This window comes from Candidatus Nitrosotalea okcheonensis (assembly GCF_900177045.1).
Taxonomy (GTDB): domain Archaea; phylum Thermoproteota; class Nitrososphaeria; order Nitrososphaerales; family Nitrosopumilaceae; genus Nitrosotalea; species Nitrosotalea okcheonensis.
In genome coordinates, this window is record NZ_LT841358.1 from 913765 (window position 1) to 939218 (window position 25454).

29 protein-coding genes are annotated in these 25454 nt (G+C 37.8%); 14 read left to right on the top strand and 15 right to left on the bottom strand.

The genetic code is table 11. The annotated features are described in order from the left end of the window. Window positions 1–8 precede the first annotated feature (8 nt). Together BQ3481_RS05505 and BQ3481_RS05510 are read right to left on the bottom strand one after the other, a co-directional pair. Window positions 9–1472 (bottom strand): MFS transporter, encoded by a 1464-nt coding sequence (locus BQ3481_RS05505; protein ID WP_157927370.1) that lies wholly within the window; start codon window positions 1470–1472, stop codon window positions 9–11. 1 nt (window position 1473) lies between these two features. Then, window positions 1474–1962, bottom strand: coding sequence for a MarR family winged helix-turn-helix transcriptional regulator (locus BQ3481_RS05510; protein ID WP_162287747.1), 489 nt, complete (start codon window positions 1960–1962; stop codon window positions 1474–1476). A 91-nt stretch (window positions 1963–2053) separates the two neighbouring features. Here BQ3481_RS05510 and dps point away from each other — a divergent pair, with 91 nt between their 5' ends. Beyond that, on the top strand, window positions 2054–2629 hold the full coding sequence (gene dps, locus BQ3481_RS05515) for a DNA protection during starvation protein (protein WP_157927372.1): 576 nt from the start codon (window positions 2054–2056) through the stop codon (window positions 2627–2629). 70 nt (window positions 2630–2699) lie between these two features. After that, on the top strand, window positions 2700–3215 hold the full coding sequence (locus tag BQ3481_RS05520) for an AAA family ATPase (RefSeq protein ID WP_157927373.1): 516 nt from the start codon (window positions 2700–2702) through the stop codon (window positions 3213–3215). Here the strand turns inward: BQ3481_RS05520 and BQ3481_RS11860 are convergent. Further along, window positions 3207–3338 carry a hypothetical protein gene (locus tag BQ3481_RS11860; protein WP_255408350.1) on the bottom strand — a complete coding sequence of 44 codons (132 nt, stop codon included), beginning with the start codon at window positions 3336–3338 and terminating at the stop codon, window positions 3207–3209. The genes BQ3481_RS05520 and BQ3481_RS11860 overlap by 9 nt on opposite strands. Window positions 3339–3545: 207 nt before the next feature. Between BQ3481_RS11860 and BQ3481_RS05525 the strand changes: the two genes are divergently transcribed. Next, window positions 3546–3887, top strand: a complete 342-nt coding sequence (locus tag BQ3481_RS05525; RefSeq protein WP_157927374.1) for a hypothetical protein — start codon at window positions 3546–3548, stop codon at window positions 3885–3887. A 335-nt stretch (window positions 3888–4222) separates the two neighbouring features. Further along, window positions 4223–4486, top strand: coding sequence for a hypothetical protein (locus tag BQ3481_RS05530; protein WP_157927375.1), 264 nt, complete (start codon window positions 4223–4225; stop codon window positions 4484–4486). A gap of 57 nt (window positions 4487–4543) precedes the next feature. Here the strand turns inward: BQ3481_RS05530 and BQ3481_RS05535 are convergent, their stop codons facing one another. Next, complete coding sequence (locus BQ3481_RS05535; RefSeq protein WP_157927376.1) at window positions 4544–4723, bottom strand: hypothetical protein; 180 nt, start codon at window positions 4721–4723, stop codon at window positions 4544–4546. A gap of 178 nt (window positions 4724–4901) precedes the next feature. Continuing rightward, window positions 4902–5312 carry a response regulator gene (locus BQ3481_RS05540; RefSeq protein WP_157927377.1) on the bottom strand — a complete coding sequence of 137 codons (411 nt, stop codon included), beginning with the start codon at window positions 5310–5312 and terminating at the stop codon, window positions 4902–4904. Between the two features lie 179 nt (window positions 5313–5491). Here BQ3481_RS05540 and BQ3481_RS05545 point away from each other — a divergent pair, with 179 nt between their 5' ends. Beyond that, window positions 5492–6451, top strand: coding sequence for a hypothetical protein (locus tag BQ3481_RS05545; RefSeq protein ID WP_157927378.1), 960 nt, complete (start codon window positions 5492–5494; stop codon window positions 6449–6451). A 9-nt stretch (window positions 6452–6460) separates the two neighbouring features. Here BQ3481_RS05545 and BQ3481_RS05550 read toward each other — a convergent pair whose 3' ends face one another. The 3 genes from BQ3481_RS05550 to BQ3481_RS05560 all read right to left on the bottom strand — a co-directional run bounded on the left by BQ3481_RS05550 (window position 6461) and on the right by BQ3481_RS05560 (window position 9448). Beyond that, window positions 6461–7384, bottom strand: coding sequence for a UbiA prenyltransferase family protein (locus tag BQ3481_RS05550; RefSeq protein ID WP_157927379.1), 924 nt, complete (start codon window positions 7382–7384; stop codon window positions 6461–6463). A gap of 368 nt (window positions 7385–7752) precedes the next feature. Then, window positions 7753–8613: an alpha/beta hydrolase gene (locus tag BQ3481_RS05555; RefSeq protein WP_157927380.1), complete on the bottom strand. Its 861-nt coding sequence runs from the start codon at window positions 8611–8613 to the stop codon at window positions 7753–7755. Window positions 8614–8623: 10 nt separating this feature from the next. Beyond that, on the bottom strand, window positions 8624–9448 hold the full coding sequence (locus BQ3481_RS05560; protein WP_231911880.1) for a class I SAM-dependent methyltransferase: 825 nt from the start codon (window positions 9446–9448) through the stop codon (window positions 8624–8626). A 215-nt stretch (window positions 9449–9663) separates the two neighbouring features. Here BQ3481_RS05560 and BQ3481_RS05565 point away from each other — a divergent pair, with 215 nt between their 5' ends. Next, the gene (locus BQ3481_RS05565) at window positions 9664–11184 is read left to right on the top strand and encodes a hypothetical protein (protein ID WP_157927381.1); all 1521 of its coding nucleotides are present in this window, start codon (window positions 9664–9666) and stop codon (window positions 11182–11184) included. Window positions 11185–11211: 27 nt separating this feature from the next. Here the strand turns inward: BQ3481_RS05565 and BQ3481_RS05570 are convergent, their stop codons facing one another. The 6 genes from BQ3481_RS05570 to BQ3481_RS05595 all read right to left on the bottom strand — a co-directional run bounded on the left by BQ3481_RS05570 (window position 11212) and on the right by BQ3481_RS05595 (window position 16239). Then, window positions 11212–11841: a CBS domain-containing protein gene (locus BQ3481_RS05570; protein WP_157927382.1), complete on the bottom strand. Its 630-nt coding sequence runs from the start codon at window positions 11839–11841 to the stop codon at window positions 11212–11214. 102 nt (window positions 11842–11943) lie between these two features. Then, the gene (locus BQ3481_RS05575; RefSeq protein WP_231911881.1) at window positions 11944–12330 is read right to left on the bottom strand and encodes a PPOX class F420-dependent oxidoreductase; all 387 of its coding nucleotides are present in this window, start codon (window positions 12328–12330) and stop codon (window positions 11944–11946) included. A 504-nt stretch (window positions 12331–12834) separates the two neighbouring features. Further along, on the bottom strand, window positions 12835–13095 hold the full coding sequence (locus tag BQ3481_RS05580; protein WP_162287748.1) for a hypothetical protein: 261 nt from the start codon (window positions 13093–13095) through the stop codon (window positions 12835–12837). 103 nt (window positions 13096–13198) lie between these two features. Further along, window positions 13199–14719, bottom strand: a complete 1521-nt coding sequence (locus BQ3481_RS05585) for a hypothetical protein (RefSeq protein ID WP_157927384.1) — start codon at window positions 14717–14719, stop codon at window positions 13199–13201. 194 nt (window positions 14720–14913) lie between these two features. After that, entirely contained in the window at window positions 14914–15213 is a 300-nt protein-coding gene (locus BQ3481_RS05590) for a protealysin inhibitor emfourin (protein ID WP_157927385.1), read from the bottom strand. A gap of 24 nt (window positions 15214–15237) precedes the next feature. Then, window positions 15238–16239, bottom strand: coding sequence for a M4 family metallopeptidase (locus BQ3481_RS05595; RefSeq protein WP_231911882.1), 1002 nt, complete (start codon window positions 16237–16239; stop codon window positions 15238–15240). Between the two features lie 158 nt (window positions 16240–16397). On the opposite strand from BQ3481_RS05595, the gene BQ3481_RS05600 reads away from it, so the two are divergent. From BQ3481_RS05600 to BQ3481_RS05635, 8 genes are all read left to right on the top strand, one after another. Next, window positions 16398–17528, top strand: coding sequence for a metallophosphoesterase family protein (locus BQ3481_RS05600; protein WP_157927387.1), 1131 nt, complete (start codon window positions 16398–16400; stop codon window positions 17526–17528). Then, entirely contained in the window at window positions 17525–17794 is a 270-nt protein-coding gene (locus tag BQ3481_RS05605; RefSeq protein WP_157927388.1) for a hypothetical protein, read from the top strand. Before BQ3481_RS05600 ends, BQ3481_RS05605 begins: the two co-directional genes overlap by 4 nt. A gap of 344 nt (window positions 17795–18138) precedes the next feature. Then, window positions 18139–18384 (top strand): tetratricopeptide repeat protein, encoded by a 246-nt coding sequence (locus tag BQ3481_RS05610; protein WP_157928483.1) that lies wholly within the window; start codon window positions 18139–18141, stop codon window positions 18382–18384. A 916-nt stretch (window positions 18385–19300) separates the two neighbouring features. Then, a complete protein-coding gene (locus BQ3481_RS05615) occupies window positions 19301–20593 on the top strand; it encodes a spherulation-specific family 4 protein (protein ID WP_157927389.1) in 1293 nt (430 codons plus the stop codon). A gap of 149 nt (window positions 20594–20742) precedes the next feature. Then, entirely contained in the window at window positions 20743–21441 is a 699-nt protein-coding gene (locus BQ3481_RS05620; RefSeq protein WP_157927390.1) for a PIG-L deacetylase family protein, read from the top strand. Window positions 21442–21481: 40 nt separating this feature from the next. Beyond that, window positions 21482–21778 carry a winged helix-turn-helix domain-containing protein gene (locus BQ3481_RS05625; RefSeq protein WP_157927391.1) on the top strand — a complete coding sequence of 99 codons (297 nt, stop codon included), beginning with the start codon at window positions 21482–21484 and terminating at the stop codon, window positions 21776–21778. Between the two features lie 120 nt (window positions 21779–21898). Then, complete coding sequence (locus BQ3481_RS05630; protein ID WP_157927392.1) at window positions 21899–22171, top strand: winged helix-turn-helix domain-containing protein; 273 nt, start codon at window positions 21899–21901, stop codon at window positions 22169–22171. Window positions 22172–22326: 155 nt separating this feature from the next. Continuing rightward, on the top strand, window positions 22327–23358 hold the full coding sequence (locus tag BQ3481_RS05635) for a transcription initiation factor IIB (protein ID WP_157927393.1): 1032 nt from the start codon (window positions 22327–22329) through the stop codon (window positions 23356–23358). Between the two features lie 10 nt (window positions 23359–23368). Here BQ3481_RS05635 and BQ3481_RS05640 read toward each other — a convergent pair. Then, a partial coding sequence (locus BQ3481_RS05640) for a spherulation-specific family 4 protein (protein ID WP_197706557.1) occupies window positions 23369–25454 on the bottom strand: 2086 nt, incomplete at its 5' end.

Sequence of the window (25454 nt, forward strand, 5' to 3'; positions counted from 1 at the left end):
CGGTACAATCAGTTTGTAATAGAAGACTTGCCAAGTTGCCGTTTTAAGACAATTGCCATCCCTATTGACAGACCGGATATCAGAGTGGCAGTTAAAAATATGAGATTGTACGAATCTGCAGTAGGAAATGCTCCCGATATTCCTGCAAGTGTTGTCTTGTGAGTCTGCATGTACATGGCAGCCATTGCAGGACCCAAGGAGGCACCGACTATTCTTATCAACGTACTCATTCCAAGTGATACGCCCATGTCTTGTTTTGGTGTTGCAAGCATTATCACATTCATTGCACCCACATTTGTAAGGGACAGTCCAGTTGACAAGATTGCAAGGTTGATAGAAACTAACAGTTCTGTCGAGTGGTTAAGATACAGATCTGCAAACCCAATGGTACTGATTATGCTTCCCACAATGATTGGTTTTGTAGAGCCAAGCTTGGATACAATAAATCCAGATGTTGGTCCAAAGATTAACAATACAAGCGCAAATGGAAGTTGGACATTGCTTGTAACCAGAGAGTTTTCTCCAAATCCCAGTGGCGACGGACTGCGAACAAGAACAGGAATTGTCTGAAATACCATGAACATTGACATGCCAACAATCATTATCATGATATTTGATGGCAAGATTATCTTGTTTGCAAGAATCTTCATGCTGACAAGAGGAGAGTTTGACCTTCTCTCAATTATTGCAAATAGCACCATATAGACAAGACCAATTATTACAAGACCCAGTACTGAAAACAAGTTTGACGTGTCACCATTTTCCAGCATAGTCAATGCCATCAAAAATGCACTGAGTGATATAGTCAGCGTGATTGCGCCCTGGATGTCTATTTTATTTTTAGTGTTATTTTTTTCATGTCCTGTTGGAACGTGTGACTCGTCCACGTGTATAAAGCGCGCAATTACCGCCAGTAGAAAAATTACCACAGGTATTATTGAGAAAAATGTCGCATTCCAGCCATAGGTTTGTATCAAGTGTCCCCCTGCAATAAGACCAATCACGGCCCCTGTTGCAAACATGGACGTTATCACTCCCTGTCCTATTGCAAGCTTGCTCCTTGGAAATGATTCCCTGATTATGCCAAATGCAATAGGAAACATCGACATGCCGATTCCTTGCAGTATACGAATTGCAAGCATTTGGTAAATGTCTGTGACAAACCCCCCAAGCGAGACGCCAACTGCATAAACTCCCATTATGACAAGAAGCATTTTTTTTCGCCCATAGATGTCGGAGAGTTTTCCAGTAATCGGAGTCATGATTGCACCTGCAATCAAGTATGCAGTAAGAATCCATGATGACATTCCGTATGATATGTGAAAATCTTTTATCAAGTCAGGAATTGCTGGAACGAGCATTGTTTCTGCATACATGACCATGGTGGCAATCAGGCTAAGAATTGCAAGTGTCTTCCATGCAGACGGAGAAATTTTTTCAGATATGCTATCGCTTGATCTTGAAACGCTCAATCTAGATCGTCCTGTTTATTTTTTTTACAGATAGTATTGTCTTGTCAAGATCAGAGAAGGCCATCAAGTTTTTCGATATCTTGCGAAGCGTTTCAAGAGTTATCTGGATGTCATTTTCAGAAATATTTTTTGAAGAAGACTTGCGTATCCTAAGTGCACATTCCGTCATTGTTTCCCACAGCGAGTCTGCTTTTTGCGTGAGATAAATCCGGTTCACCCTCCTGTCATCAGAGTCTGGCTTTCTTTTTAGCAAACCCTCTTTTTCCATCTTGTCAATTATTGGAACAAGTGTAGCCCCCTCAATTCCCACCTTGTCAGCAATCTCCTTTTGCGTAAGACCTGGTTGCATTACAAGTGCTCCAACGACGCGCCATTGACTAAGCGAGACGCCAGCATTTTTTCGAAGCTCAAGATCAAAGGATCTCTGAAATGCCTTTGCAGTAGCGTTTACAACAAAGCCCATGCTGTTTTCAAAATCATATCTAATCATGCTTAGACTACTAATCATCAGTATACTAACGATATAAAGCTTGGCGATAACCATCGATTTACTTATATCTAAAACAAACTTGAACGCAACCATGGTTAAAGAGCCAAACGTAGTAGGAGTAAAAGTCCTAGAACAAAATGGTGTTAACGTAAAGGAGCTCATCACGGCTCTAGTTTACAATGCATCAGTAGAGTTTACGGCATACTATTACTTCACAAATCTAAGAGCCCACTGTGTAGGAATGGAGGGCGAGGCACTCAAGGGAATAATTGAGGATGCAAGATTAGAAGACCTCAGCCATTTTGAGTCTTGTTTGTCTAGAATCTATGAGCTTGGCGGAAAACTTCCACTAGATGCACAAGATTTCATCAAGATGTCAGGCTGCGAATTTTTGCAGCTTCCAACAAATCCAATAGACACCAAGTCAATCTTGGAAAAATGTCTCAAGGCAGAACAAGGTGCAATTGTCAACTGGAACAAGGTATGCATGATGACACATGGAAAGGATCCTGCCACTTATGATGTTGCAAAAGACATCCTCAGAGAAGAGATAGAGCACGAGGCTTGGTTTTTGGAGTTGCTTTATTCAAGACCATCAGGTCATATGAGAAGAAAGTTTCCAGGAGAGAGACCTCACACACATAAACATTCAAGAGCTTTGGGCTAACCATTTTTTTTATTTTTTCAAGACATTATGACAAATATCTGAAAATAGAACACAGGTGTAAAAAATACAATTGCTAGTCATAATCTGCGGCCTGCCGGGAGTTGGAAAAACTACACTTGCAAAAAGTCTTGCGCCGCTCATTGATGGTATAGTCTTGTCTTCAGACAAGATTAGAAAGGAATTATTTCCCAGTCCTACATATTCCCAATCAGAGCAAAAGACAGTTTTTGACACCATGCTTATTGCAGCAAAAAACCTCAGCGATGCAGGAACAAACTGCATACTTGATGCCACGTTTAACAAAGAGCAGTCAAGAACAGAAGTAAAAAATAGGCTCGGACTGGCAGATAACCAATTCCATGTAATAGAATGCTCTTGCCGGGAAGACATCATCATGTCAAGGTTAGAGTCACGTAAAAACGATTATTCTGATGCAACCGTCCAAGTATATCAAAAAATGAAAAGTATTCGCGAGCCAGTCAAGGCAGAGCACATTACTTTGGATACAGTACTTTCTCCAGAGGAGAATGCCAGAAAGGCAATAGAATACATTTCAAAAAGATCGTTACAATACCAATCAGGGTAACTCTTCAGATTCTGGTGCACAATACTTGTGGACCCATTTGCCTGCAGGGTTTTTTGCAATCTCTTCTCCAGACTTGATCGGTGCGTTACACTCTGAACAAGTAGTCTTGAACTTGGCTTTCATGATACCATGATACAGAGCAGGTAGATAAACCATCAAAAATGCAAACAGGTGATAAACTTGGTCAAACCGCTAGAACATCTTGTTTTTATCAAACTAGATTTTCGGAAAAAACATTTCCGTATTTCTTGCGGCGTTGCATAAACAAGAGGAGTAAAAATGACATCACCCTTAAATTACCTTTAAAATGGATTTTAGTTTGAAAATAACATGGTAAAGCCAATAGTTTACGGTGCAATAGGTGGTGGAGTTGCAGTAGCTGTTGCAGTTATTGCTCTTTTTGTATTCCATCCTGCCACCGAACAATATGCATTGTCTGTAGAGCCAAGAACTGAAATGGTCATGGGCGTAGGAAATGTTGTACGTGTTTATGTACAAAATACAGGTTCGTCACCTTTGACAAATGTCAAGGTAGATTATGGAACCACTTCAGATGTCTTACCAATTTTGAATGCAGGTGAGAAAGAAATGTTTTCACCACCAGATGGCACAAAGATGGTAATAGTAACAGATGATCAAGGCATCACAGTGATGAAACCCATATCATACTAGTGCAGCAAGAATACAAATCATCAAGACTTTTTTTATTTAAAAATCTAAAAATACGTTATATCTACAAAGAAATATCAAGAAAAATCTGACGTATACCACTATGATTTTATTTTCACTATGGTAACTTTTCTGTATTCTTCAGGGTTTTCTTCCCTTAGTCTTTGAAAATAGACTTCTTCGTATGGCATTTTGGTAATTTTCCAAATTTCTATTTAAAGAAAAGATTCACTAATTTTACTAGGCTAGGTCAAATATTTGACAATCCAAGAGACACCAAGTGTCAAAAATAACGGATTTTTAACTAGTGTTACATATCTGTCCCATAGAGAAACAAAATGGCAGACGATATCCTAGTCAAAAAGATGAAGGAAAAAATAGACAAAACCGAAGCCAAACTGCAAAAGCAGATAGAAGAGGTAAGAAGGATTTGGGAGGACACGGGTCTTGACCCAAGGGATCCGTCATACGTGATAGAAAAGACAATGAGGTTTGAGATGGCACAAGAAACCATCAATGCGGCATTTTTGCTTGTCAGTGAGACCATTAGTGATTACAAGAAACTCTGCTCTGAACTTGACAAACAAGACGATTCCGAGTAAAAAACTGCACTTTTAGGCATCAAAGATGAAATGACGGTTTGCACAATTAGCTTGGTTTTATGAGGTCTTGTCATCATTATTGTTTAGCGCATGTACTCTTTCATTAACCCGGAGTACTGCAGTATACAGCTGGAATAGTAATTCATTACTAGGATGTGTCGCTTCCAGTAATTTTCGGTCTATTCCATATTCTTCTATTTTTTCCCACATTTCATCAAGTGATAGTTCAGAACTCAATTGCTCCCCTTTTTGAGTAGAATAACTCGTATTTTTTAAAACTTGCTACCAATCATAATAGACTACAAGTCAACAAGAAATCAGGATCGTAAACAAGTTACCAAATTTGGGAAATTGATATGAAAAAATATTTTAATTGTCAGATTTTTATTTTGATCGCAGATTCAATGTAACATTTTTAGTTGAAAAATTTGATTTTTCCAGATTTTGTATTAGATTCAATTTCATCTACAACTTTTACCAAGTCATTGATATCAAACGGCTTGTAGACTACAGCAGTAGCCCTGAGATCTTCCAGTCGCTTGGCAGTATCCTGGGAGAGATCTGTTGTAATCATTACTACAATAGCATTAGGATTTATTTCTCGAATAAGATCCAGCGCGTAGATCCCATCAGTATTTGGCATGACTACATCAAGAAATGTGATATCCGGCCTTAGTTTCTCGTATTGTGTAACAGCATCTTTACCATTGCGTCCAGTGCCAACAACTTGAAAATTTTTCAACTCCAAGAGTTCTACAAAAAGAGATAGAACCTCAACATTATCGTCTATTACCAGCACAGTCTTCAATCGTCTATCATGTTCCACTTACTTCAAGTAGTGTATTACCTATTTAAGGTATTTTTACATCAAATTTCCCTATTTATAGAGAACTAAATTTCAAAAAGATGTTTTACGCATTAATGTTGTAGTTTACATGCACTTGATGGGAAAATACATGTGAAATTCACCAAAATTGATATAAAGCCCTCTTCATATTTGATATAATGAAATCTATGAAAGTTGTTACTGAAAAACAGATAGGGGATAATTCACGTTCGATCTCGACCTCAATTGATAGTTCCAAACTTTTAGTACAGTTAACTGAAGTATTATCAGTACTATCAAAAAATGATGCTTTGACAATTTTTCTCATGGCAAACGAAGGAATCAAGTCAGAGATTGACACGCCAATGAAGATAGGCCTTACAAAAAAACAATACTATACCAGACTAAAACAATTGGTGGACTTGGGACTAGTTATCAAACAGAATGAATCATACATACAAACAGCATTTGGTAAAGTAGTTTACCAAAAACATATCATAGGATTAACAAATCAAATCAAGAATTCAAAATATTTGCAGATGGTCGATGTACTAAAAGCAGATTCAAAGTTCAATGATAGTGACATCATGGAATTCATTTCAAAAGTGCAACCACAAATTAGCTCTGATTTGCAAGAATCCTCCAAAAAAGATTCTACAATCGCATCATCGTATGAAGACATGGTTAGAAAAATTTTGGAGATGACAGAATTTGCTCAAAACGAAATACTTCTTGCCACCAGATTCCAAAATGAACTTATCGTCAACTCCATTTTGAAAAAGGCAAATTCGGGGATAAATGTTAAAGTGCTTGCAGATACAAACTTGGTAGAAAATTATTTTGAAAAGGAAATGGTTGTAAAATCAGACAAGAACAAAAAGGAACGTGAAAACGTTATTTCCAATCCATATTATCCTTCAAAAATAGATAGACGGTATGTACAAATTCCTTTCTGCATCATGATCGTAGACAATAAACATGTAGGATTAGAGATTGTAGATCTAAATGAGTCAAAAAAATTCAAGATGGCTATTTTTAGAGAAGATGCAAACATTTCATCATTTATGACACTTCTCTTCAATAATTTATGGCAAAAGTCTAGTGTAAATCCTCCCAAAATAATCACAAAATCAATTTAAACGGAATTTTTACTGAATCAAGAACTGATTCAATGCAAGACCTACAAATATAGAGACCTGAATAGTAAATATACTATTTCTAACAGTGGTTCGTGTTTTATTCATTTTCTTCTTATCATCAGGAGTTTTTGACAAGTTCATAATTTTCAAGACAAGATAACCGCACACAGTTAAGCCCAACCCCACTCCTGCTACATTCATGCCAAGAAAACAATAACTTGCCACAATCATAGTAGCAATTGAAGATATAGAACCAATAATTATCGCAAAACTTTTCCTCACCCCAATAACAATCGGTATGGTTCGCCTACCTCCCTTTCTATCACCCTCTAAATCACGTATGTCATTCAGAGGCCCATTAATAAAATAAATCAAAAATACTATGGCAGAAGATGTAATAGCCAAGTATGATACATTATGTACTGCCAGAGCGCCCATCATAGATGCGATGAATCCACCTAGAGCAGTCACAACTGTTTTTATTATAAACATGTTTTTCAGATGCACTTTAGGATGAGAATAGGCAACAGCTAATCCCAAGAAAACAAGTGCGCCAATTCCAGTCTGCACATTAATTGAAAATGCCAATAAGATAGAAACTACAAAGAAACCAATTGTATGATATAATATTTGTAGATAGTTTTTTCTTTGCGAACTCGGCGTATCTCGATCATTTACTTGATCAACATCATAATCAGTAAGATCATTGTAGAGATATGTGGCAAGGGCAAGAAAATATACCGATGCGGTGAGTTTGATCAGTACAAAAAAATCTGGAGTTTTCATGCCAGATGCAATAAAAAACGTACCTACAGCAGCCAGAGCAAAACCATAGACTATAGTCCTTGATTTTATTACAGAGCAGAGAATATTCCACTGTGTAAGTATTTTGATACCCAAATCAGATGGACGATCTTGCTGTGCCAGGGCCATTTCATACCACCATGTGTTCACATTTTGTAGCAATAAATTGAGATATATTCTCCATATTTGGATAAATACAATGTAGATTATAACTTTTTGGATATTTTGGGTAAAAATATGAAAAATATATCATAATTATACTAAATTATGTAAATTTCTATAGATTTCAGATTTATATCATCAAACAACTGTAAACAACAATTCGTATAATGCTCAACCCCATAAAACTACAGCCACAGACAAAGATTAAATGAGTTATTCTAGATCAAATACTGGCAAAATTTATTTTCTCAGATAGCATACAATTTTACCACTAGTAAATAATTTTTAAAATTCGGCAACTCTCAAGTTTTACTTAATTCCAGTTGTGTGTTAGTTCAATGTGATGATATCCAGTCTTTCACTAAGTTTGTTATTTGTATTCTAGACTCTTCAGAATATCGATTGGTATCTTGACTATAAAATATGCAATGATTAAACCAGTGATCACAATCCAAAACATTTATTTTTTTATCAACACTTTTTGCCAGATTACAGAATTGCACACCTACTTCAGAGAAGACGTTTCTATCGTTTTTTCCATGAAGAATAAACATGGGTACCTCAACATCAGACAATGCAGAGATGTCAGTATTGCGAAGCGCTAGAACATTTACAATGTATCTATACGTATACTGAAAATTAAGAGATTTATCATGTAACATCTGTTCAATTTCTGGACCGCCAACTTTTAAAAAGTTAGGCAATTCTTTTGTTGCCAAGAGTCTAGTTTTAGGTGTCACCATTTTCCGCAACAGGAAATATAGAAAACGAATATTGCTTGGTTCAATCTCACTCCTTTTCTTCATACCCGGTATTCTTACATATGGTGCAAATAAAATTAGCCCATCAATTGATTTTTTAAAAATATGAGCATACCAGAGCGCATATGTACATCCCATACTATGCGCTAAAATGAATAGTTTGGAGGTTCCTTTTAGTTTTGCAATAACATCATGTATTGATTCTAGGCAATCATCAAAGTCCAAGTCTCCTTTTTCTCCATATGATTTTCCATGACCAGGCAAATCAATACTGTATATATCAAATCCATCATTTGCAAGGACATTTCCAAGATAATCAAATATTCTTGCATCACAGCAAAACCCATGTATACATAACACTGTTTTATCAGAGGGTGTCTTGGAAGGATATTTTATTACGTTAATTTTTCCTTTACTTGTTTCCAGTAATGCCATATTGCTTGAACTATTTTTTCCCAATTACACTAAAAAGTCGTGCGTAAAGTACGAAACTGTGTGGATCTTGTGACATTTCCTTGAGATCAACAACCATGTCATCAAATTCTTTTTTACCCATTAGTCCAAGTGACAAAATTTGTGGCTGCAGACTCTGGGCAATCTTCCATCCAAGAGAGTTGAAAGGCTCTCGTCCCATCACAAGACATGGTGAATATGATTCTATCATACTATCAAGATGTTGGTCAACAAACATTTTGTACAGTTTTCTACCAGAATAAGGATCCCCTCCAGCATGTTTTACAAGTTTTACATATATTTTTCTCAGAGTATCCACGCTCTTTCGTTTTGGATATGAAAGCCACGAGTCTGGGGCATGATCAAATTCCTGAACTATTATTGTGCCACCCTTTTTTGCAAGTCGAACCATGTGTTGCAATGCATTAACCTTGTTACTCAGATGCACAAACATGAACCTAGAATACACAATATCAAAAGCCTCAGAGGGTAAATTTTTAGACGTTATTATATTATCACATACATATGAGACATTTTTTTGCGTTGTGGATGCCTTGCAGTATTTGATATAATTTTCATTGATGTCAAATCCTACCGCTTTACCGCTTTTTCCAATCATCTCACCCATCATTCGAGTAACTTCCCCAGGACCGCATCCAACATCACAACATCGCATTCCTTTTTGGATTCCCCCTTTCAGTAAAGAATCTCTAGTCAATGGTTCAAACAAAGATGATTGGATCTTGAGTCTTTGAATTTCATCAGATGTACTTCCTAAAACATAATTGTTGTCCAATCTACGCCTCATTTTTTGCATTTGTCTTCCATGATGCTTAGACTATAAGATTATTATCAATTATGGTAGAGGTACATCATGATAGTACAATACAACATGGCTGGGCAACATTCTTCCAGTCCATAAACCAAGGCATCATGACTTTCATGCAATTATCATTACAGGATATTTTTACATATGGAAATAGTTAAAACTAAACGAATTCGAGTATCCGTGATACCTCAGGGTTTGATCAGATGGCAATCTTGAAGAAGGTTTACAGTCACATAAAACATGAATGTAAGATATCAACTTCATTATTCTTGTTGGCCATACTTTGTTTAGAAAATATGTCCATGCCTGCCAATGCAACAGAGCCATTACTTCCACAATATGAGCCTACACAGCACATCTCATCCAATCCAAATCTCTTTGTCTCTGCAGAAAATTCATTTTTTGAAAATTATTTTGCAGGTCCACAAGTAATTCAAGTAATTATAACTGATCCCAACATAGATAGATTAGACCAAGCATATGGCGAACCTGATGTTACAGTAAACGGAAAAAAACTGCGAATGGCTCAAGCAACCGATGGAAACTGGTATGCGTACTTTGCAGACAGCAAACAAGCTCAGATTGCAGACTCTACACAGACAAGTACTTCTGGCAAAGGCCTTGATTTTGGCAAATTCTGTTCTCCTGCAAGTGCAATAGTTGCAACAGGTGTTGAGTTTTCACAGACAAATGGAATTGCAATAGCAAGAAGTGCACCGGGATCATCTGATGGAAGTCAAAATCCACAGGCTACAGTGTCTGCAACATGCACCGGAATTGTAGATCATTCAGTATCTAGTATCACAGGTGCAAAATCCAATTTACTAAATCATGTTGTGAGAGAAAATAAAACACTAAATACGAATTCTGCAAGAGCAGGTCAGATAGCACAACAGTCAGACAACCAAGCATTCATTGATGCATGGCCGATAATTCAGCTGTATGATTTCGGACCTGCCACAAAAGTGACAGTCCAATACAATGCGGGAGGTTCAGGAGTTCAATCTGTTGAGCTTAATTTCGATAGAATTCCTTCCAATCTAATAGGAATTGTCAGTAATAGACAAACTTGGCCAAGAGGTGCACATGTTCATGGAGACTTGATCGATCCACAGCTCAATATTGATCCAACTGAGGAGGATTCGTGGACATGGGGGACATCAATGACAAACAATACAGTATACTACCAGGCATTTGACAGAAGTGGGAATCCTGATGCAGACGGGACAATTGCAATGCAAAACCTTAGTGGCAATTTAACTTCGATGATGTTCAATCACAACGGTAGATTAACACAGGATCCAGAACCGCAAGGAGTTGCAGTTGCCACATTACAACCAAATGGAATACAAAAAATAACAAAAAGCAGTGATGGATTCTATAGAACCAAGTCAATTAATGAATTTTCCATACCACTTACTATTCTAGAACTCCAACCAAATGTAGGAATATTTGGAGATTATGATGCAAGTGGCATTGCGGAGATCATAACCCTAGACAATGCGCCAAGAGACAAGTCATTTACAGTCAATTATAATGACAAATCATATACTGTCAGGATAGAATTTTCAACTGCAACATTAACCATGGGAACACCTGCTGAAAACACGCCTGTAAATCCAAATCCACCAATAAAACAATCAGTGTCAAACCAGTCTCCAATAAACCCAGTTTTTGCCGCATTTCTCAAGCTAGTCATCATGCAAAATCTATTCCTGTACTAAATTTTAATTGCACCAAAATCTGAGAAATTATCTTTTCCTGGCATTCTCTCTTGTGATGACATGAAATATGGATTCAGTCAGCCCAGGCCTTCGGGTAGGCGAGAGAAACATTGCAAGATCCGTTACAGTTACAATTCCAGCTATTTTTCCCTGCTGTATCACAGGAAGTTTTCGTATCTTATTTTTTATCATGAGATCTGCAACTTCTTCAATTGTCTGCCTTGAAGACGCATAAATCAGTGGTCTTGTGGCAAACTGTTCAAGAGAGACATTTTTGAATGAAACCCCAGTACTGATGCCTTTTACAAGATCGCCTTTTGTGACAATGCCGAGCGGTTTTCCTTTCGAGGTAACAACAAGAGATCCCACCCTCTTCTTTGCCATCAAAACCGATGCGTCATAGATTGTCTTGCCAGATTCCAGGCTGACAACTATCTTTGTCATTATCTTTTCTACAGGTGTTTTGCTGTGCTCTACAAGAACTTCCAGAGCTTCTTTTTTCCTTATTTTGTCTATAATGCCCTGGACTTGTTTGATGCTCATGTCTGCCTGGTATGATATTGATTCTACTGACAGGTCAGAGTGATGGTATAGTGTATCAATGAGATTCTTTTTTCTCTCCAACTCGGACGGGTTGTCCTTTGTTATGACCATCATTTGATACTAGTTTCTCTTCAAATTATTAAAGAACTAGCTATGTTTATTTGAAAAATACTGTCATGGGCCGGAATATCATTACATCATACTATAAAGCAAGCCTCAAACCTTGATGCCAATTATTAGCGGAGTACCCTTTCTATACACTGCAATTCCTATCAATTTTGCCATAAGACCATATTTTTTCTTACGAAGCTTGATTGCCTGCATTGATTCAGATTCGTTTGCAAAATACGCAGTTGCATCAATCCATTCTCCCCTCGGATTGCCTTTCATGTCAGAGGGAACAATACGAACATTCTTGTTGCAATTCAGGCGCTTGACTTTGCCAGTAGTAGGCGGTGTTGCAACATAGATTATCCCATCATCAATTACAAACCAGACAGGAGTTTTTACTGCTTGATTATTGCTTCGATATGTTTCAAGGTTGATATATTTTGCATCAAGAAATGGAGTTATCTTGTCAGAAGACATTTCCTGCAAACACATAGTATCACACCAGATTAAAAGATGATGATAGAGTAAAGATGTCTCATTTTGCAAAACATATTTTGCTTCTTGTGCATGGAAAACACATGATTTTACATCATCATACCAGGGACAAGATTTTATCGCATGCAAATTCTTTTAGTGATGCACTATCCTTGAATCTAAAACACCAAGGCATCTTCTGCATAGCTGACTCTTGAACAAGCTATCCATGCCAGTTATTTTTATGTGCCTCATATCATCAGCAGTAAACGTGTGAAGGTGGCAAATCGATTGTGTTGTATGTGACGGTAAAAAATGGCTTTTTCCTGTCAAATGTTTGTTTCTTCCATAATATGTCCATCCAGAATTCACATCATCCATAACGTCAACATGATTTTATATATAAAATATTTTGCGTAGGAATTATTTGTAAACAATATATAGTTCACACCAGATCAAGTGATACAAAAAATTCATCTGGTTTTGTCATGTATCATGTGTCCCTCACATATCATTCACTGGTTAGGTTCTATGTTTTTTATCAGGCCAATATAGATTCAAAAGTTTTGACAAAACCATGGAGATTATTCCTCCTATGATAGCAGTCACAATTCCACCTACGTCAATTGTAGCGTGCACTGTCTGATTCTTTATTTTATGAAAAGATATGGATGGTATTTTCACTTCATAGTTGTAATCAACTATCGCTCCATGCGTGTTGTTTTGAATTGATTCTGATATACTGGGTTTTTGTGTAGTGCCAGAGTTTGCAAATCCATACAAGATAAAAAACCATATTATAGAAATGAATAACAGTGCAGTACCAATATAAAAAATTAGATTCGTAGATTTATTATTCATAAAAAATCAATAAACTAGAGCATCATCACAATCTTACTTGCAATCTAGATAATACAATAAATGAGATCATGGTAATTCCCAAAATTGCAACGGAGTATGGAAATTCAGGTATAGCATAAGGATTCGTTGTTGCAACATATGTAGACCAAAAAGGTGACTTGTCTTTATGATACTCGCCTGCAAACCATGTGTATAGGGAATTTGATGGATCAGTTGATGACCCAAAGTAATCACCATATCTTCCGATATCATCATACCAAGCACCTTGTTTGAATATTTGCGGCCTGACGATACCATTTGATCCAGCACTTGCATCTTGAACTGCAAACATCAATCCAGGATAATCAGAAGGAGATGAATATCCAAATTCCAAATTTAACTTGGAAGACAGATCAACTGCCAGGGCAGGATAAAAATAATAAAACCCAGCATTACCAATATCAAAATCTTGAAGCACTGTAGGTCCTGCAGTATCAAGCTCAACCAATCTCACACATGATCGTGCCTGTACATCTCCCTGAGGAGTACACCCATCATTTAGTCCGAACCACAAAATCCCACCATCAAAGACTGCACTCTGAATCCTATCATCATTAGTATTAACAGTGGTAGTTGTGTTAGGTTGAATAGCACTTGGCGGTATGTTAATAGATTGTATAACAAGATCTTTTTTGACAACTTGAACATTGGGCACGGTGCCAACCAAGGAATAAAGATGCAAGATGTTATTGTTACCATATGCATCTACCATAAAAAGAGTGGATGTAGAATCAAGAGACTGGACAGGAAAAATTGAAAACGTTGAACCATCTGGTCCAAATTTTTGCATTGAGGGATTTGGCACTCCCATGATTAGATTATTTTTATCAATTACAAAATACTGTGCACCTACAAAAACGGGGTTTGAAAGACAGTTTGTAAAATCATTTGCGCTTACAACAAACTTGTCATCGCTTATTCCAATTGATGGTTGATCCGGGCAATTACCATCAAATTGTATAGAGTATACATTCCACATTTTTGTTGGATCCTCGTTAGTTGAAACTGCCACGCCCACATGTGATGTAGTCACATCAAGAATAGACGCGTACCATTTGTTACTAGAAGCATCAAACATCAGCCGAGGATCACTTAGAATATCAGAACTTGGAGTAGAAAACAGCCTATCAAGCAACACAGACGATAAAAACACACCATTTTCATCCCAGATTCCCATGTCCGCGTTTACCATCTCAACTACATGATGTGACCCTACTGCAATTTGGACATCTGGAGGAACACAATCACACTGTGTTTGGTTCAGCCCATCAAATCCTGCAATTATTTGTGGAATTGTTGAGACCAATGGTTCTGCCGCATGTTTTTTTATGGAAAAAGAGGTCACATTCTTTGATACGTACATGAATCTTGATTTATCTTTATCAAGATGAAACGATATTGCGTCTCTTGGTAGAAAAAGTCTGATAAAATGATGAGTGGATTTTTCATTTTTTGGTAAATTATCAACTGTAATTTTTCCCACAAGCGAGATCTGGTTGTCAGTCATGTTTTGAACAATCCCGTACGCTGAAATACTTGATGTGCATACAAAAAATACGGTACACAGTAAAATTATATTTTGCAGAATCATATTTTATGAAATTATATTTCAGGGTTCATTAATAGAACTTGCTTAGAACTGTACTGTAAAAAAGTTCTAGTAGATCATTATTTCATGATATCATATATTTTAGAAAATATCTAGTTTTTCTGAGCCTTGTCAGACAAATAGTTAACAAAGCGTTCAAATCCAGGAGTCATGGACAAGTCAGTTGTCTCTACGGTGTGTTTTCCATCTTTTGATTCTACTGTAATTTTGTATAGAAAAAGATCTGCGGCGCCTCTTTTGGCATCAGACTTGGAAGGCAGGTTAAAGAAATTGATATTGGCACACAGGCCATGAAGCTGTGCAGACTCGTCTTGTGACATGTTGTCAGTGTCAAGTGAAACAGATGTTCTGATTCCTGCAAACCCACCCGAGCGCTCAAAGTGTATTTTCATGGTATACACACATGCTCTTGGCAATTATTTCTTTACCGTAATTCCTACTCCATCCCAGCCTTGTCTGACAGACTCTTGTTCCGCACTTCCAAACAAAATTCCGGCAGCCTCAAATGTGCACGCTGCCATGTCCTCAAAGTTAGAGTTGGGATTTAGCAAGTCAAGTGTCTTGTACCAGATCTTGCCTGCCTTGTCCCATGAGTATCCACCAATGTCAGTTGCTATCAAGTAAAAGGCCCGATTTGGTATACCAGAGTTTATGTGGACCCCGCCATTGTCCTCAGAGGTATCAACATAGTCATTCATGGTTCCAGGCTGCGGATCTTTTCCAATCAATGGGTCATCATATGCAGTCCCTGGAGCCTTCATGGAGCGTAATGCAACTCCATTGATTTTAGGCGTAAAAAGGCCATGTCCGATTAGCCAGTCTGCCTGTTTTGTGTTCTGCTTGAGAGAATATTGTTTTACAATAGAGCCAAAGACGTCTGAAATATGCTCATTTAATGCACCTGACTGATCCTGATACTCTAGCTTTGCAGTATACTGAGTCACCCCATGCGTAAGCTCATGGCCTATGACATCAATTGCAATTGTAAACCGTTTGAATATTTTTCCATCACCGTCACCGTAAACCATCTGGTTGCCATTCCAGAATGCGTTATCATATTTTTCACTATAATGTACCGTAGAATCAAGCGTCATTCCCTTGTTATCAATAGAATTTCTTCCATAGACATCCTTGTAGATATCATATGTCCATCCTGCTCCATCATATGCCTCATTTACTGCAGGATCATCAACTGTAGGATCACCCTCCATTCGTACTAATTTGCCAGGAAGTGCACTCTTGTTTTTTGCATCATAGATTCTGCGTTGTTTTTGAGTTGATACAGACATGATATCATTTGTGACAAAAATTTGTCGCTGCATCCTTATTTGCTCGGAGAGTGTAATGGTATTGATTGCCCATTTTTTCAGTCCCGGATCTCCACGATTTATTATTTCACGTAAGAGATGTGGCGGCACAATGCACAACATGTTTTCATACTAGATTATGTTTCAAGGTAAAAAAGACATACGTATAATAACATCACAAGATTTTAAACGAAGATTAATACAGAAGATTTTATCATACGTGCAATTCATGCAATATGCTTAATATAAAATTTGTAAGATACTAATACATGTCACAAAACCCAGTACAAGGATCCGGTACAGTACAATCAATCACAAAGCATATGGCATTAGGAAATCAAAAATTCAAGCCTCTCCCCAATCCCACAGGCATACCCCCATATCACATAAGGCTAGACGATGTAATCCCTGTAGCAGATATTAAAAAAATCAATGATGCAAACAAGATTTTATTTCATGTTGTAGGCGACACAGGCGGCGTCAAGTATCCAATACCACAACAAATAGTAGAAATGGCAATGGAGTCAGATCTGCAAGGACCTGACAGGCCTGCATATTTTTACCACCTAGGAGACGTGGTGTATTATTTTGGCCAGGCAAGTGAATACTATCCTCAATTTTATGAGCCGTACGCAAAGTACCAGGCTCCAATATTTGCAATACCTGGAAACCACGACGGGGATGTTGCTCCTGGGGATACCACACCATCACTTGATGCCTTTGTGAGGAATTTTTGCTCCAAAGAGCCAAAAGTTGTTCCTGACTCGGTAGAGGTAAACAGGCCTGCCATGACACAGCCAAACGTGTATTTCACTCTAGAAGCGCCGTTTGTGACAACTATTGGACTGTATTCCAACGTGCCAGAGGGAGGCGTATTTGATGATTCCCAGATCAAATGGTTCAAGGATGAACTAAGAAAAGCCCCAAAAAACAAGGCACTCATTGTCACGGTGCACCATCCTGCATATTCTGCTGACATGTATCATAGTGGAAGCAAGGTCATCGAGGAGACACTTGATAACGCATTTTCAGAGTCGGGACGTTTTGCAGATATAATACTAACAGGCCACGTTCACAATTACCAGAGATTCACAAGGACTGTAGACAACAAGCATGTACCATATCTTGTAGTAGGATCAGGAGGATATTGGCACTTGCACTACATGCAAAAGCTGCCAAACAAAGATCCACTTCCTGTACCGTATACAATGCCAGATAGCAACACAATACTTGAGAACTATTGTGAAAACAGGCATGGCTACATGATAATGCAGGTTACGCCAGAATCAATCACTGGAACATATCATACAGTTCCAAGACCGCATGAATCATGGCGTGGCAAATCAGAGTTATTTGATTCATTTACACTTGATCTTTCCACACACAGGTTGAAAAAATGAAAAAGAAAAATTACAAAAAAATTGAACTGTTATTTCCAAAGATTGATGCAAAAACACAGCAACAAGCCTTCTTGTCACAAAAAGATATAATGAAACGTTTTGTTGCGACAGTTGAAGATATTAAAGACTGGTTTGAGTCATATGATATTGAATCGATCGAATTATGGATAAGCGGAGTAGTTCAAACACAAGGTGTATTGAAATTAATTATCAGTGCAAGCGGAGAAAGTGGTGTCATGATAACACTCAAGCCAAAAACAAAATAAATTCAGATTCTACCATGCAAAATTATTACCGATGAAAAAACATGTGTGTCTCACAATGACATATCAGAACAGTCAAAATCATCCAAACCAAGCCTGTAAAAAGATATTATAACATTAGAGTAATTTACCGGATTTATTTTACAATATGCTTGTGATATTTTTTCTGCCAGATCAGTGCATTGTCAGCGATAGAACATTTTCTATAAAGCAATTTGTAAGAATATTTCATGTCCAAAGTTGTTCTTCAAACATGATTATACGATAATTTGGTGCAAAAAGTATAAGATTGTTACAGAAGAAACTTACAGTCACTTTAAGAATAACCCACATCATATACAGCTGAATTGCAAGACATTACGCATGAAACAAAAAAACTCTCAAATGTTTCGCCTGAAGCAATCAATACATTGTACGATGATGGCAAGCTCCTCTTGTGTATGGGAAAATATGAAGAGGCATTACAGTGCTATGACAGGATTTTAGAAATATCCCCATCATCAAAAAGAGCAGAAGGCTACAAGGGACTGGCCTTATTCAAGCTGAAAAGGCATGCAGAAGCTTCACAGTGTTATGAAAGAGCACTAAGTTAGTAGAAAAATACTTGACACGTGCAATAAAGAAAAATCATCATAAATTATGCATCGTTTGGCAATATAGTAGAATACTGGATCATTGAGTACGAAGCCAGTCAATAGTACAGCACAAAAAGCATCAAAAAACATAGCAAAAAAAAGAACACTCCACTTGCTAAAACTGCTGACGAAAATCCAGTTCTACGACTGCACTAGGAAGGTGACTTGTCGTCCCTTGAGAGAATTTGTCAAATAGTATCAGACCAGCAGAGATCATTTTTATACAGATGCCTAATTTTCAATAAAGCCTCTGTTTTAGAAAGGGTTTTGTTGTAGGCATGTTGTCATGCCATGATTTGGTATGCATCTTTCATCAAAGGATTTCTTGTTTGGCATACATCACCATATGCATGACAGGGATGTGACATCCCTTCAGATTTTGAACCGCATTGTATGCATATGTGCTGCATGGCTTGCCTACATATAGCACATAGTGAATATTTTTTGAGAGTACCTCCGCATCGCCTACATGATTCGTACGACAGATTCCATCGTTCGGCATTTTTTATCTGAGATGAGTCATTCATTTTATTTGGTTTTTTTTAATAGGTATTAAATAGCACTACTTTGTGACAAGTCATGTTTTTAGATACAAATGTTCTATATACACAATTCAGTTTGAAAAAACATATCAACGCCTTAGAATCATATTTTAATTTCTCGATAAACTATATGTCATTATGTCATGATTTTTCTAGAATAATCTTCTATTTGTGCATTGATCGCAAAAATATCAGTATGAATTATCATACATATCTTATTTAGCATAAATTATTTTAAAACTATACAGTTTCAATTTACTAGTAGATTCTAATAGATAATTGCATCCATATTGTTTTACGTTATTGAATCCATACATGCAGATACTATAAACATGAAGAAACATAACAGGTACAGGAGTTATTGGCTAATACTAATTTTTTCCTTGATTCTCATATCATCATCACTTGTCATTACGCTGAGCAGCAAGACACTTACAAATACTGCGACGGGCACACTGGTACCCACCCAAATTGTTTCATTACATAATACAACAAGATCAACAGACCTATCCGCAAGGCTTGGGGGAAATGCAACTGGAATATACTATCCACTGTACAGCCTAAGCGAGCTTCCACAGGTGCTCGCAGCAAAACAAGCTTTTCCTAATGTACCGTTCATGGTAAACATAAATCCGTCATCAGGCCCTGGCTCTTCTGCTTCTGCAGCATGGGCAACTGCAATTACACAGCTCAAAAGCGCAGGAGCAGTAGTCACAGGCTATGTACCAACCGGATACGGCACAGGAAGAACGATATCAAACGTGGAAGGCATGATATCATCGTATAACCAGTTTTATCCAAACATGCTAGACGGCATAATGTTCGATGAGGTGTCAGGATCTTGCTCAGAGTTTAGCTTTTACCAGACAGTGTCAAACTATGCAAGATCACTTGGATATTCATACATACGGGCAAACCCAGGCAGTTCAATATGCCAGACAGATGTACCGCTCTTTAACCACATTGCAATATACGAGTCTGCGGGTTATCCAAGCGAGTCAACACTTGCATCAAATACCTACTATCCACAATATTCAAAAAGTGTAGTTGGTTTTGGTGCCACGGTGCACACCCAGCCAACATATGATCCCACCTGGCTCCACATGGCAACAAAATATCTAAAGTGGGTATACATCACAGACCAGACAGAGCCAAATCCATACGCTGTGTTCCCGGCATACTTTAACCAGTACCTGACTTATCTTACCATTCTACAGAAACATCATCATTTTCTATCAGTCAATGCAGTAGATACTGACGGTAGGCCAATTCATGGCATGGGCATTTGGCTTGAGATGCCTTCAGGGGACATTATAAAGAAAGCATTCACCCCCCATACATTTACCGTAAAGTCAGACGCACAGTACAGAGTTGTATTAGCAAACTTTAGAGAACATGTCTTTGATCATTGGCAGGATCAAACAAACAACACGGACAGGCATAGAATAATTTTCATTACAGGTAATACAACTCTAGTCGGAGTCTATCTTGAACAGTCATGCCATATTAACCAGATAAACAAATGTAATGAATCAGACTTTTGTCTACCATGGGATGGATTAGCATGGCACAATAAAGATCAAGATCATTGCGGTACAAACAGAACACAGTATTTCCACAGATAGGTACAACATCAAACTTGATGCAGAGTTGTAGAAGTAACTTGGCTTATTACTATATCTTACCTAGTATTTTTGATTCATATGATTTGACTAGAAAAAAATATAGAACAATATTAGAATAATATTAAATAAAATCCAAACAAATTTTTATTGTGAATATTCTAGCAATAGGAGCACATCCAGATGATATTGAGTTAGGATGCGGGGGACTTTTGATCAAGGCAGCAAGACAGGGACATGAAGTATCCATGTATACACTCACAAGAGGAGGAGCAGGCGGCAATCCAAGTGAGCGCACCGATGAGCTCAGACGTTCAGCAGAGTTCATTGGTGCAAAACATTTGTGGATTGACAACTTTGAGGATTCAAAGCTTAGCGTAACAAATGAACTGATAAATCATATAGAGTATTTTATAAACAAGGCTAATCCTGACATAATTCTAACCCATTCTCATGGAGACATACACCACGATCACAGAGCCATAGCAGCAGCAACAGTTGAATCAGCCAGGTTCAACTCTAACGTATTATCATATGAGATACCGCTTAGTAGAAATTTTGATCCAAAGGTTTTCTATGATATTTCAGACGTAGTTTATGAAAAGGTGGAATTGATTGAGATCTTTTGGTCACAACAATCCAAGCTGTATCTAAAGTCCAACGCAATCAAGGGTTTAGCAGAATACAGGGCATTACAGAGTCGACTAAATACAGAGGTAAGGTATGTAGAGGCCTTTGAGGTTCTCAAGCTCTGCTTTGACAAGGACTTTAAGCTGTTAACAGTGCCATATGTAAAAATAAAGAATTCAAATGCAGTGAAAGACATCAACGAAATTCTGGAGTTTGTATAACACAGGACAGCGAGCATGTGTGACATAGAATATGTCCCCTATGAGAAATTATACAGAACAAAGCGTCATGGGTTGGGGAAACCGTGGTTGGGTCGAGATAATTGAAACTATCTTAGAGGTTTGTGAAAGCGGTGCGCTAAAAACACATATCATGTACAAATGCAACCTTAATTCAAAACAAATATCACAGTATTTACAATTTCTTCTAAACCACGAATTGATTGAGAACATGATAGATGATCCATTCTCAAAACGAGCCGTTTTTAGAACAACTTCTGACTTGGGTAAAAAATACATGATAGCATATAAACGACTGGCAGATATTTTCAAACATTAGTTATTCATTAATCCTTGCATGAAATTTGCAATAATCAAATTTTCGTTAAAAAATATGGAACTATGTTCCATAGAATAGAACCAAATCATTTTTATGATACAATCACAATTATAGAGTGCTATGAAGTATCGTAGTAGAACTGAGATTGTGGCAATGATACTACAGTCTTCGCGCACAGGTGCTACAAAAACAAAGATAATGTACAAAGCATTCATGTCGTATACGCAAGTCAAAGAATATCTAAAATTTCTACAAGATAATAACTTGATAAAATATGAAACAGCCACTCAGCTTTACAAGGCCACCGAGAAAGGCATACACTTTATTCATGCATATGATGAAATTAGCGATCTAATTTCTGCAAAAACAAACGGAAAACTGGCGAATATATAAAATTAGTTTTACACACATATCTAGATCTTGTCACAATAAAAAAAACTTTGATCATAAATTTTTTCATGGAAAAATTTCTTAGAAGAGTTTTCCATGAAAAAATTAATGTATTATCTTGCAAAGAGCTTTAAAACCACAATATCTTTTGTGTGTACATGTCATTGCAAAACGTCTCAACAAATTCTGATGATACTACATGTCCATCATGCAAGGGAAAACTTGTATCAGATCTTGATAGAGGTGAGAGAATTTGCAGTCATTGTGCGATTGTTATTGATGAACGTTTCCATTCTGCCAACTCTGGAAATATGGATTTTTTTTCCACATATCGTGAAAGTGAGAGCACAAATGAACAGACTTCTCAGATGATGTATCATGTAGGATTACCCACATTAATAGGCAAGAAAAACGTGGATGCTTTTGGAAAACAAATTCATGGACACTCTGAAATGGAGAATCTCAGGAGATTAAACAAGTTTACAATCTCAAATGATTCAAAGACAAAAAATCTCAACAAGGCCATAAGAGAGATACGAAGGATAAGTGAAATGCTCGGAATTAGTCATTCAGTAGCAGAGAGAGCAAGCTACATTTATCGAAAAGCTTTGAATAAAAAACTCATCAGAGGCAGATCTATTACTGGGATAGTTGCGGCTACAATATACATTGCATGCAAGGATGCAGGTATTCTTTTTCCCATAGATAGAGTTGAGAGCTTGCATGAAAACTGTAGTAGAAAAAATGTGATACATTACTACAAATTACTATTACGAGAAATGAAGATGAATACATGTGTGTCAGACCCTGCACAATATGTATCCAAAATATCAATAAAAGCAAGAGTAAGCGGAAAGACTGAGAGAAGGGCACTTGAAATTTTGTCACAAATCGAAGGAGATCCTGGCCTATCTGGAAAAAAACCTGTTTCATTAGCAGCTGCATCACTATACCTAGCAACACTTCAAATTGGAGAACATGTAACACAACTTAGAATAGCAGTAGCTTCAGAACTTACTACAATTACAATCAGAAAAAGATGTTCAGAGATTGATCAAATATTAAAACAGAAAACAAACCAATCTTCTCTCGAAGAACAAATTGAAGACACGATCTCAATTTCATCTGAAACTATACTCCCAGAAAATTATACAAATAATCAAGAGAATGTAATAATAAATTCACATTAATGGTACAGTTTTACCCAGATGCCTTTATCTCAATTGCAGCATCATCCCAGAGGTCTCCACTTCCGCTTGCAGTCCATCCACATGTTGCAAGTCCTGCCGATGTCTTTACAGATGAGCTTGATGCACCAGTAATTGCGCTTGGCATGTTAGTGTCCCATTGTTGTGTACAGGTTGGAGAACCAAGTGTTACACCACCATATATTGCTGGCAAGTCTAAAACCCAGCTGTTTGGATACTGGGTCGTAATGGATATGGTAGGGCTGCCTGCAACAGTATTGTGATTTGTAATACTGGTCGGTATCGGAGTTGTCTGGTCTACTCCGGAAAATGAATATGCACCGACTACAACAGAGGTAGAGCCAGCCATGGTAACAACAATGTTTCCAGTGCCAGACGGGTTTGTCAGGTACCAAAACTCTGCATCGTTGTTAGCAAATGATGCCGCTTTGTTTGTTAGTGGCACTCCTCCAAATGTGACGGACGCTACGTGATTATTGTTTGCACTCACACCAACTACAAGCAGACGGTTGGTTCCAGTTCCGGCATTAACGTTGGAAAGCGTAATCTGGTATGGTAATGAGGATACTGTACCGGATGTTGTCTTGACGCTGTTTAGTATGATAGATCCTGTTGTGGTACCACTACTTGTAGTAGCAGACGCAGTGTTAGATGGAGAACCAGTTCCAACAGAATTGATTGCAGATACCCGGTATGTGTAGGCAGTGTTTGAAGCAAGTCCTGTGTCAGAGTATGTTGTGGATACAGAAGCAGTATTTGCTACAATAGTAGACCATGTTATACCGCTGTCAGTAGAGCGTTCAATCTTGTATCCTGTTATTGCAGAGCCTCCGTTGTTGGAAGGTGCAGTCCAGGACAGATTAATTTGTGAGGAGGAGATGGTAGTGGCAGTAAGACTGGTTGGAGATCCTGGTATAGTAATTACAGTACCAGATGTGATTGTAGTTGCAGTGTTTGATGGAGGGCTAGTTCCCACAATGTTGATTGCTGATACCCGGTATGTGTAGGCAGTACTAGCTGCAAGACCAGAGTCAGAGTACGTTGTGGATACAGAAGCGGTATTTGCTACAATAGTAGACCATGTTATACCGCTGTCAGTAGAGCGTTCAATCTTGTATCCTGTTATTGCAGAGCCTCCGTTGTTGGAAGGTGCAGTCCAGGACAGATTAATTTGTGAGGAGGAGATGGTAGTGGCAGTAAGACTGGTTGGAGATTGTGGTATAGTAAGAGTGGAACCTGTGTCAAGCATTCCAACTTCAGTGCTCAAATAGGAAGGAACTGTGTCATATGGATTTGGTAGAACGTCATCTGTTATGTACACATATCCCACATAAGTTGAGTCAGTAGTAATGGTGCTTTGAATAGGAAGACTTCCTACTCCAAATGCAATAAGTCCAAAGTTAGATTTTGGGTAGCTTGTGTGCCAACCTGTAAGGTCCGTGAGCGCAGGCATGCCAGGATTTTCATAGATATCTAAAACATCCATTGTGCCGATATAACTGGACAATGTATCAGTTCCTGGGTTGCCTACAGTCATTGTCATGCCAAGGGATTTGGTATAACCAGATAGACTCGAATAATATGTTTCAAGGCCAGCAGTATTTGCCATCTCATCGAAAAATATGCCATTTACATGATACCAGTTGTTATACGAATTAATATCAGATTCAACAGTACTTGCACTTCTTGCACCATAGCTTGTATAGACATAACCTAAAACTTTCACTCCAGCAGCTTGGAGTTGCTGAATTCCAGAAACATAATTTGGATCACTGGATGAGCCAGGACCGCTGTTGGGATTAATTATGGCAACAATTGGTACTGATGGATGTGCGTTTTTGGCTTGTATGACTTGAGTCCAATAACTTCCAGGATAAGAATACAACGGTACCATAACTCCAGTTTGTCCTGCCGGAGGCGGTGCAGTTGCGCTTTGTGTAGTGGCAGAAGATATGTTCGATGGCATACTTGTACCGACTGAATTGATTGTAGATACCCGGTATGTGTAGGCAGTGTTTGGAGCAAGTCCTGTGTCAGAGTACGTTGTGGATGCAGAAGCAGTATTTGCTACAACAGTA

Coding starts and splice junctions, on each gene's coding strand:
- BQ3481_RS05530 (WP_157927375.1), top strand. CDS start 4,223: ATGGCAGACGATATCCTAGTCAAAAAGATGAAGGAAAAAATAGACAAA.
- BQ3481_RS05565 (WP_157927381.1), top strand. CDS start 9,664: ATGGCAATCTTGAAGAAGGTTTACAGTCACATAAAACATGAATGTAAG.
- BQ3481_RS05545 (WP_157927378.1), top strand. CDS start 5,492: ATGAAATCTATGAAAGTTGTTACTGAAAAACAGATAGGGGATAATTCA.
- BQ3481_RS05555 (WP_157927380.1), bottom strand. CDS start 8,613: ATGGCATTACTGGAAACAAGTAAAGGAAAAATTAACGTAATAAAATAT.
- BQ3481_RS05570 (WP_157927382.1), bottom strand. CDS start 11,841: ATGATGGTCATAACAAAGGACAACCCGTCCGAGTTGGAGAGAAAAAAG.
- BQ3481_RS05510 (WP_162287747.1), bottom strand. CDS start 1,962: ATGATTAGATATGATTTTGAAAACAGCATGGGCTTTGTTGTAAACGCT.
- BQ3481_RS05590 (WP_157927385.1), bottom strand. CDS start 15,213: ATGAAAATACACTTTGAGCGCTCGGGTGGGTTTGCAGGAATCAGAACA.
- BQ3481_RS05550 (WP_157927379.1), bottom strand. CDS start 7,384: ATGGCCCTGGCACAGCAAGATCGTCCATCTGATTTGGGTATCAAAATA.
- BQ3481_RS11860 (WP_255408350.1), bottom strand. CDS start 3,338: ATGAAAGCCAAGTTCAAGACTACTTGTTCAGAGTGTAACGCACCGATC.
- BQ3481_RS05560 (WP_231911880.1), bottom strand. CDS start 9,448: ATGCAAAAAATGAGGCGTAGATTGGACAACAATTATGTTTTAGGAAGT.
- BQ3481_RS05525 (WP_157927374.1), top strand. CDS start 3,546: ATGGTAAAGCCAATAGTTTACGGTGCAATAGGTGGTGGAGTTGCAGTA.
- BQ3481_RS05615 (WP_157927389.1), top strand. CDS start 19,301: ATGAAGAAACATAACAGGTACAGGAGTTATTGGCTAATACTAATTTTT.
- BQ3481_RS05625 (WP_157927391.1), top strand. CDS start 21,482: ATGAGAAATTATACAGAACAAAGCGTCATGGGTTGGGGAAACCGTGGT.
- BQ3481_RS05605 (WP_157927388.1), top strand. CDS start 17,525: ATGAAAAAGAAAAATTACAAAAAAATTGAACTGTTATTTCCAAAGATT.
- BQ3481_RS05585 (WP_157927384.1), bottom strand. CDS start 14,719: ATGACTGACAACCAGATCTCGCTTGTGGGAAAAATTACAGTTGATAAT.
- BQ3481_RS05600 (WP_157927387.1), top strand. CDS start 16,398: ATGTCACAAAACCCAGTACAAGGATCCGGTACAGTACAATCAATCACA.
- BQ3481_RS05575 (WP_231911881.1), bottom strand. CDS start 12,330: ATGTGTTTGCAGGAAATGTCTTCTGACAAGATAACTCCATTTCTTGAT.
- BQ3481_RS05635 (WP_157927393.1), top strand. CDS start 22,327: ATGTCATTGCAAAACGTCTCAACAAATTCTGATGATACTACATGTCCA.
- dps (WP_157927372.1), top strand. CDS start 2,054: ATGGTTAAAGAGCCAAACGTAGTAGGAGTAAAAGTCCTAGAACAAAAT.
- BQ3481_RS05630 (WP_157927392.1), top strand. CDS start 21,899: ATGAAGTATCGTAGTAGAACTGAGATTGTGGCAATGATACTACAGTCT.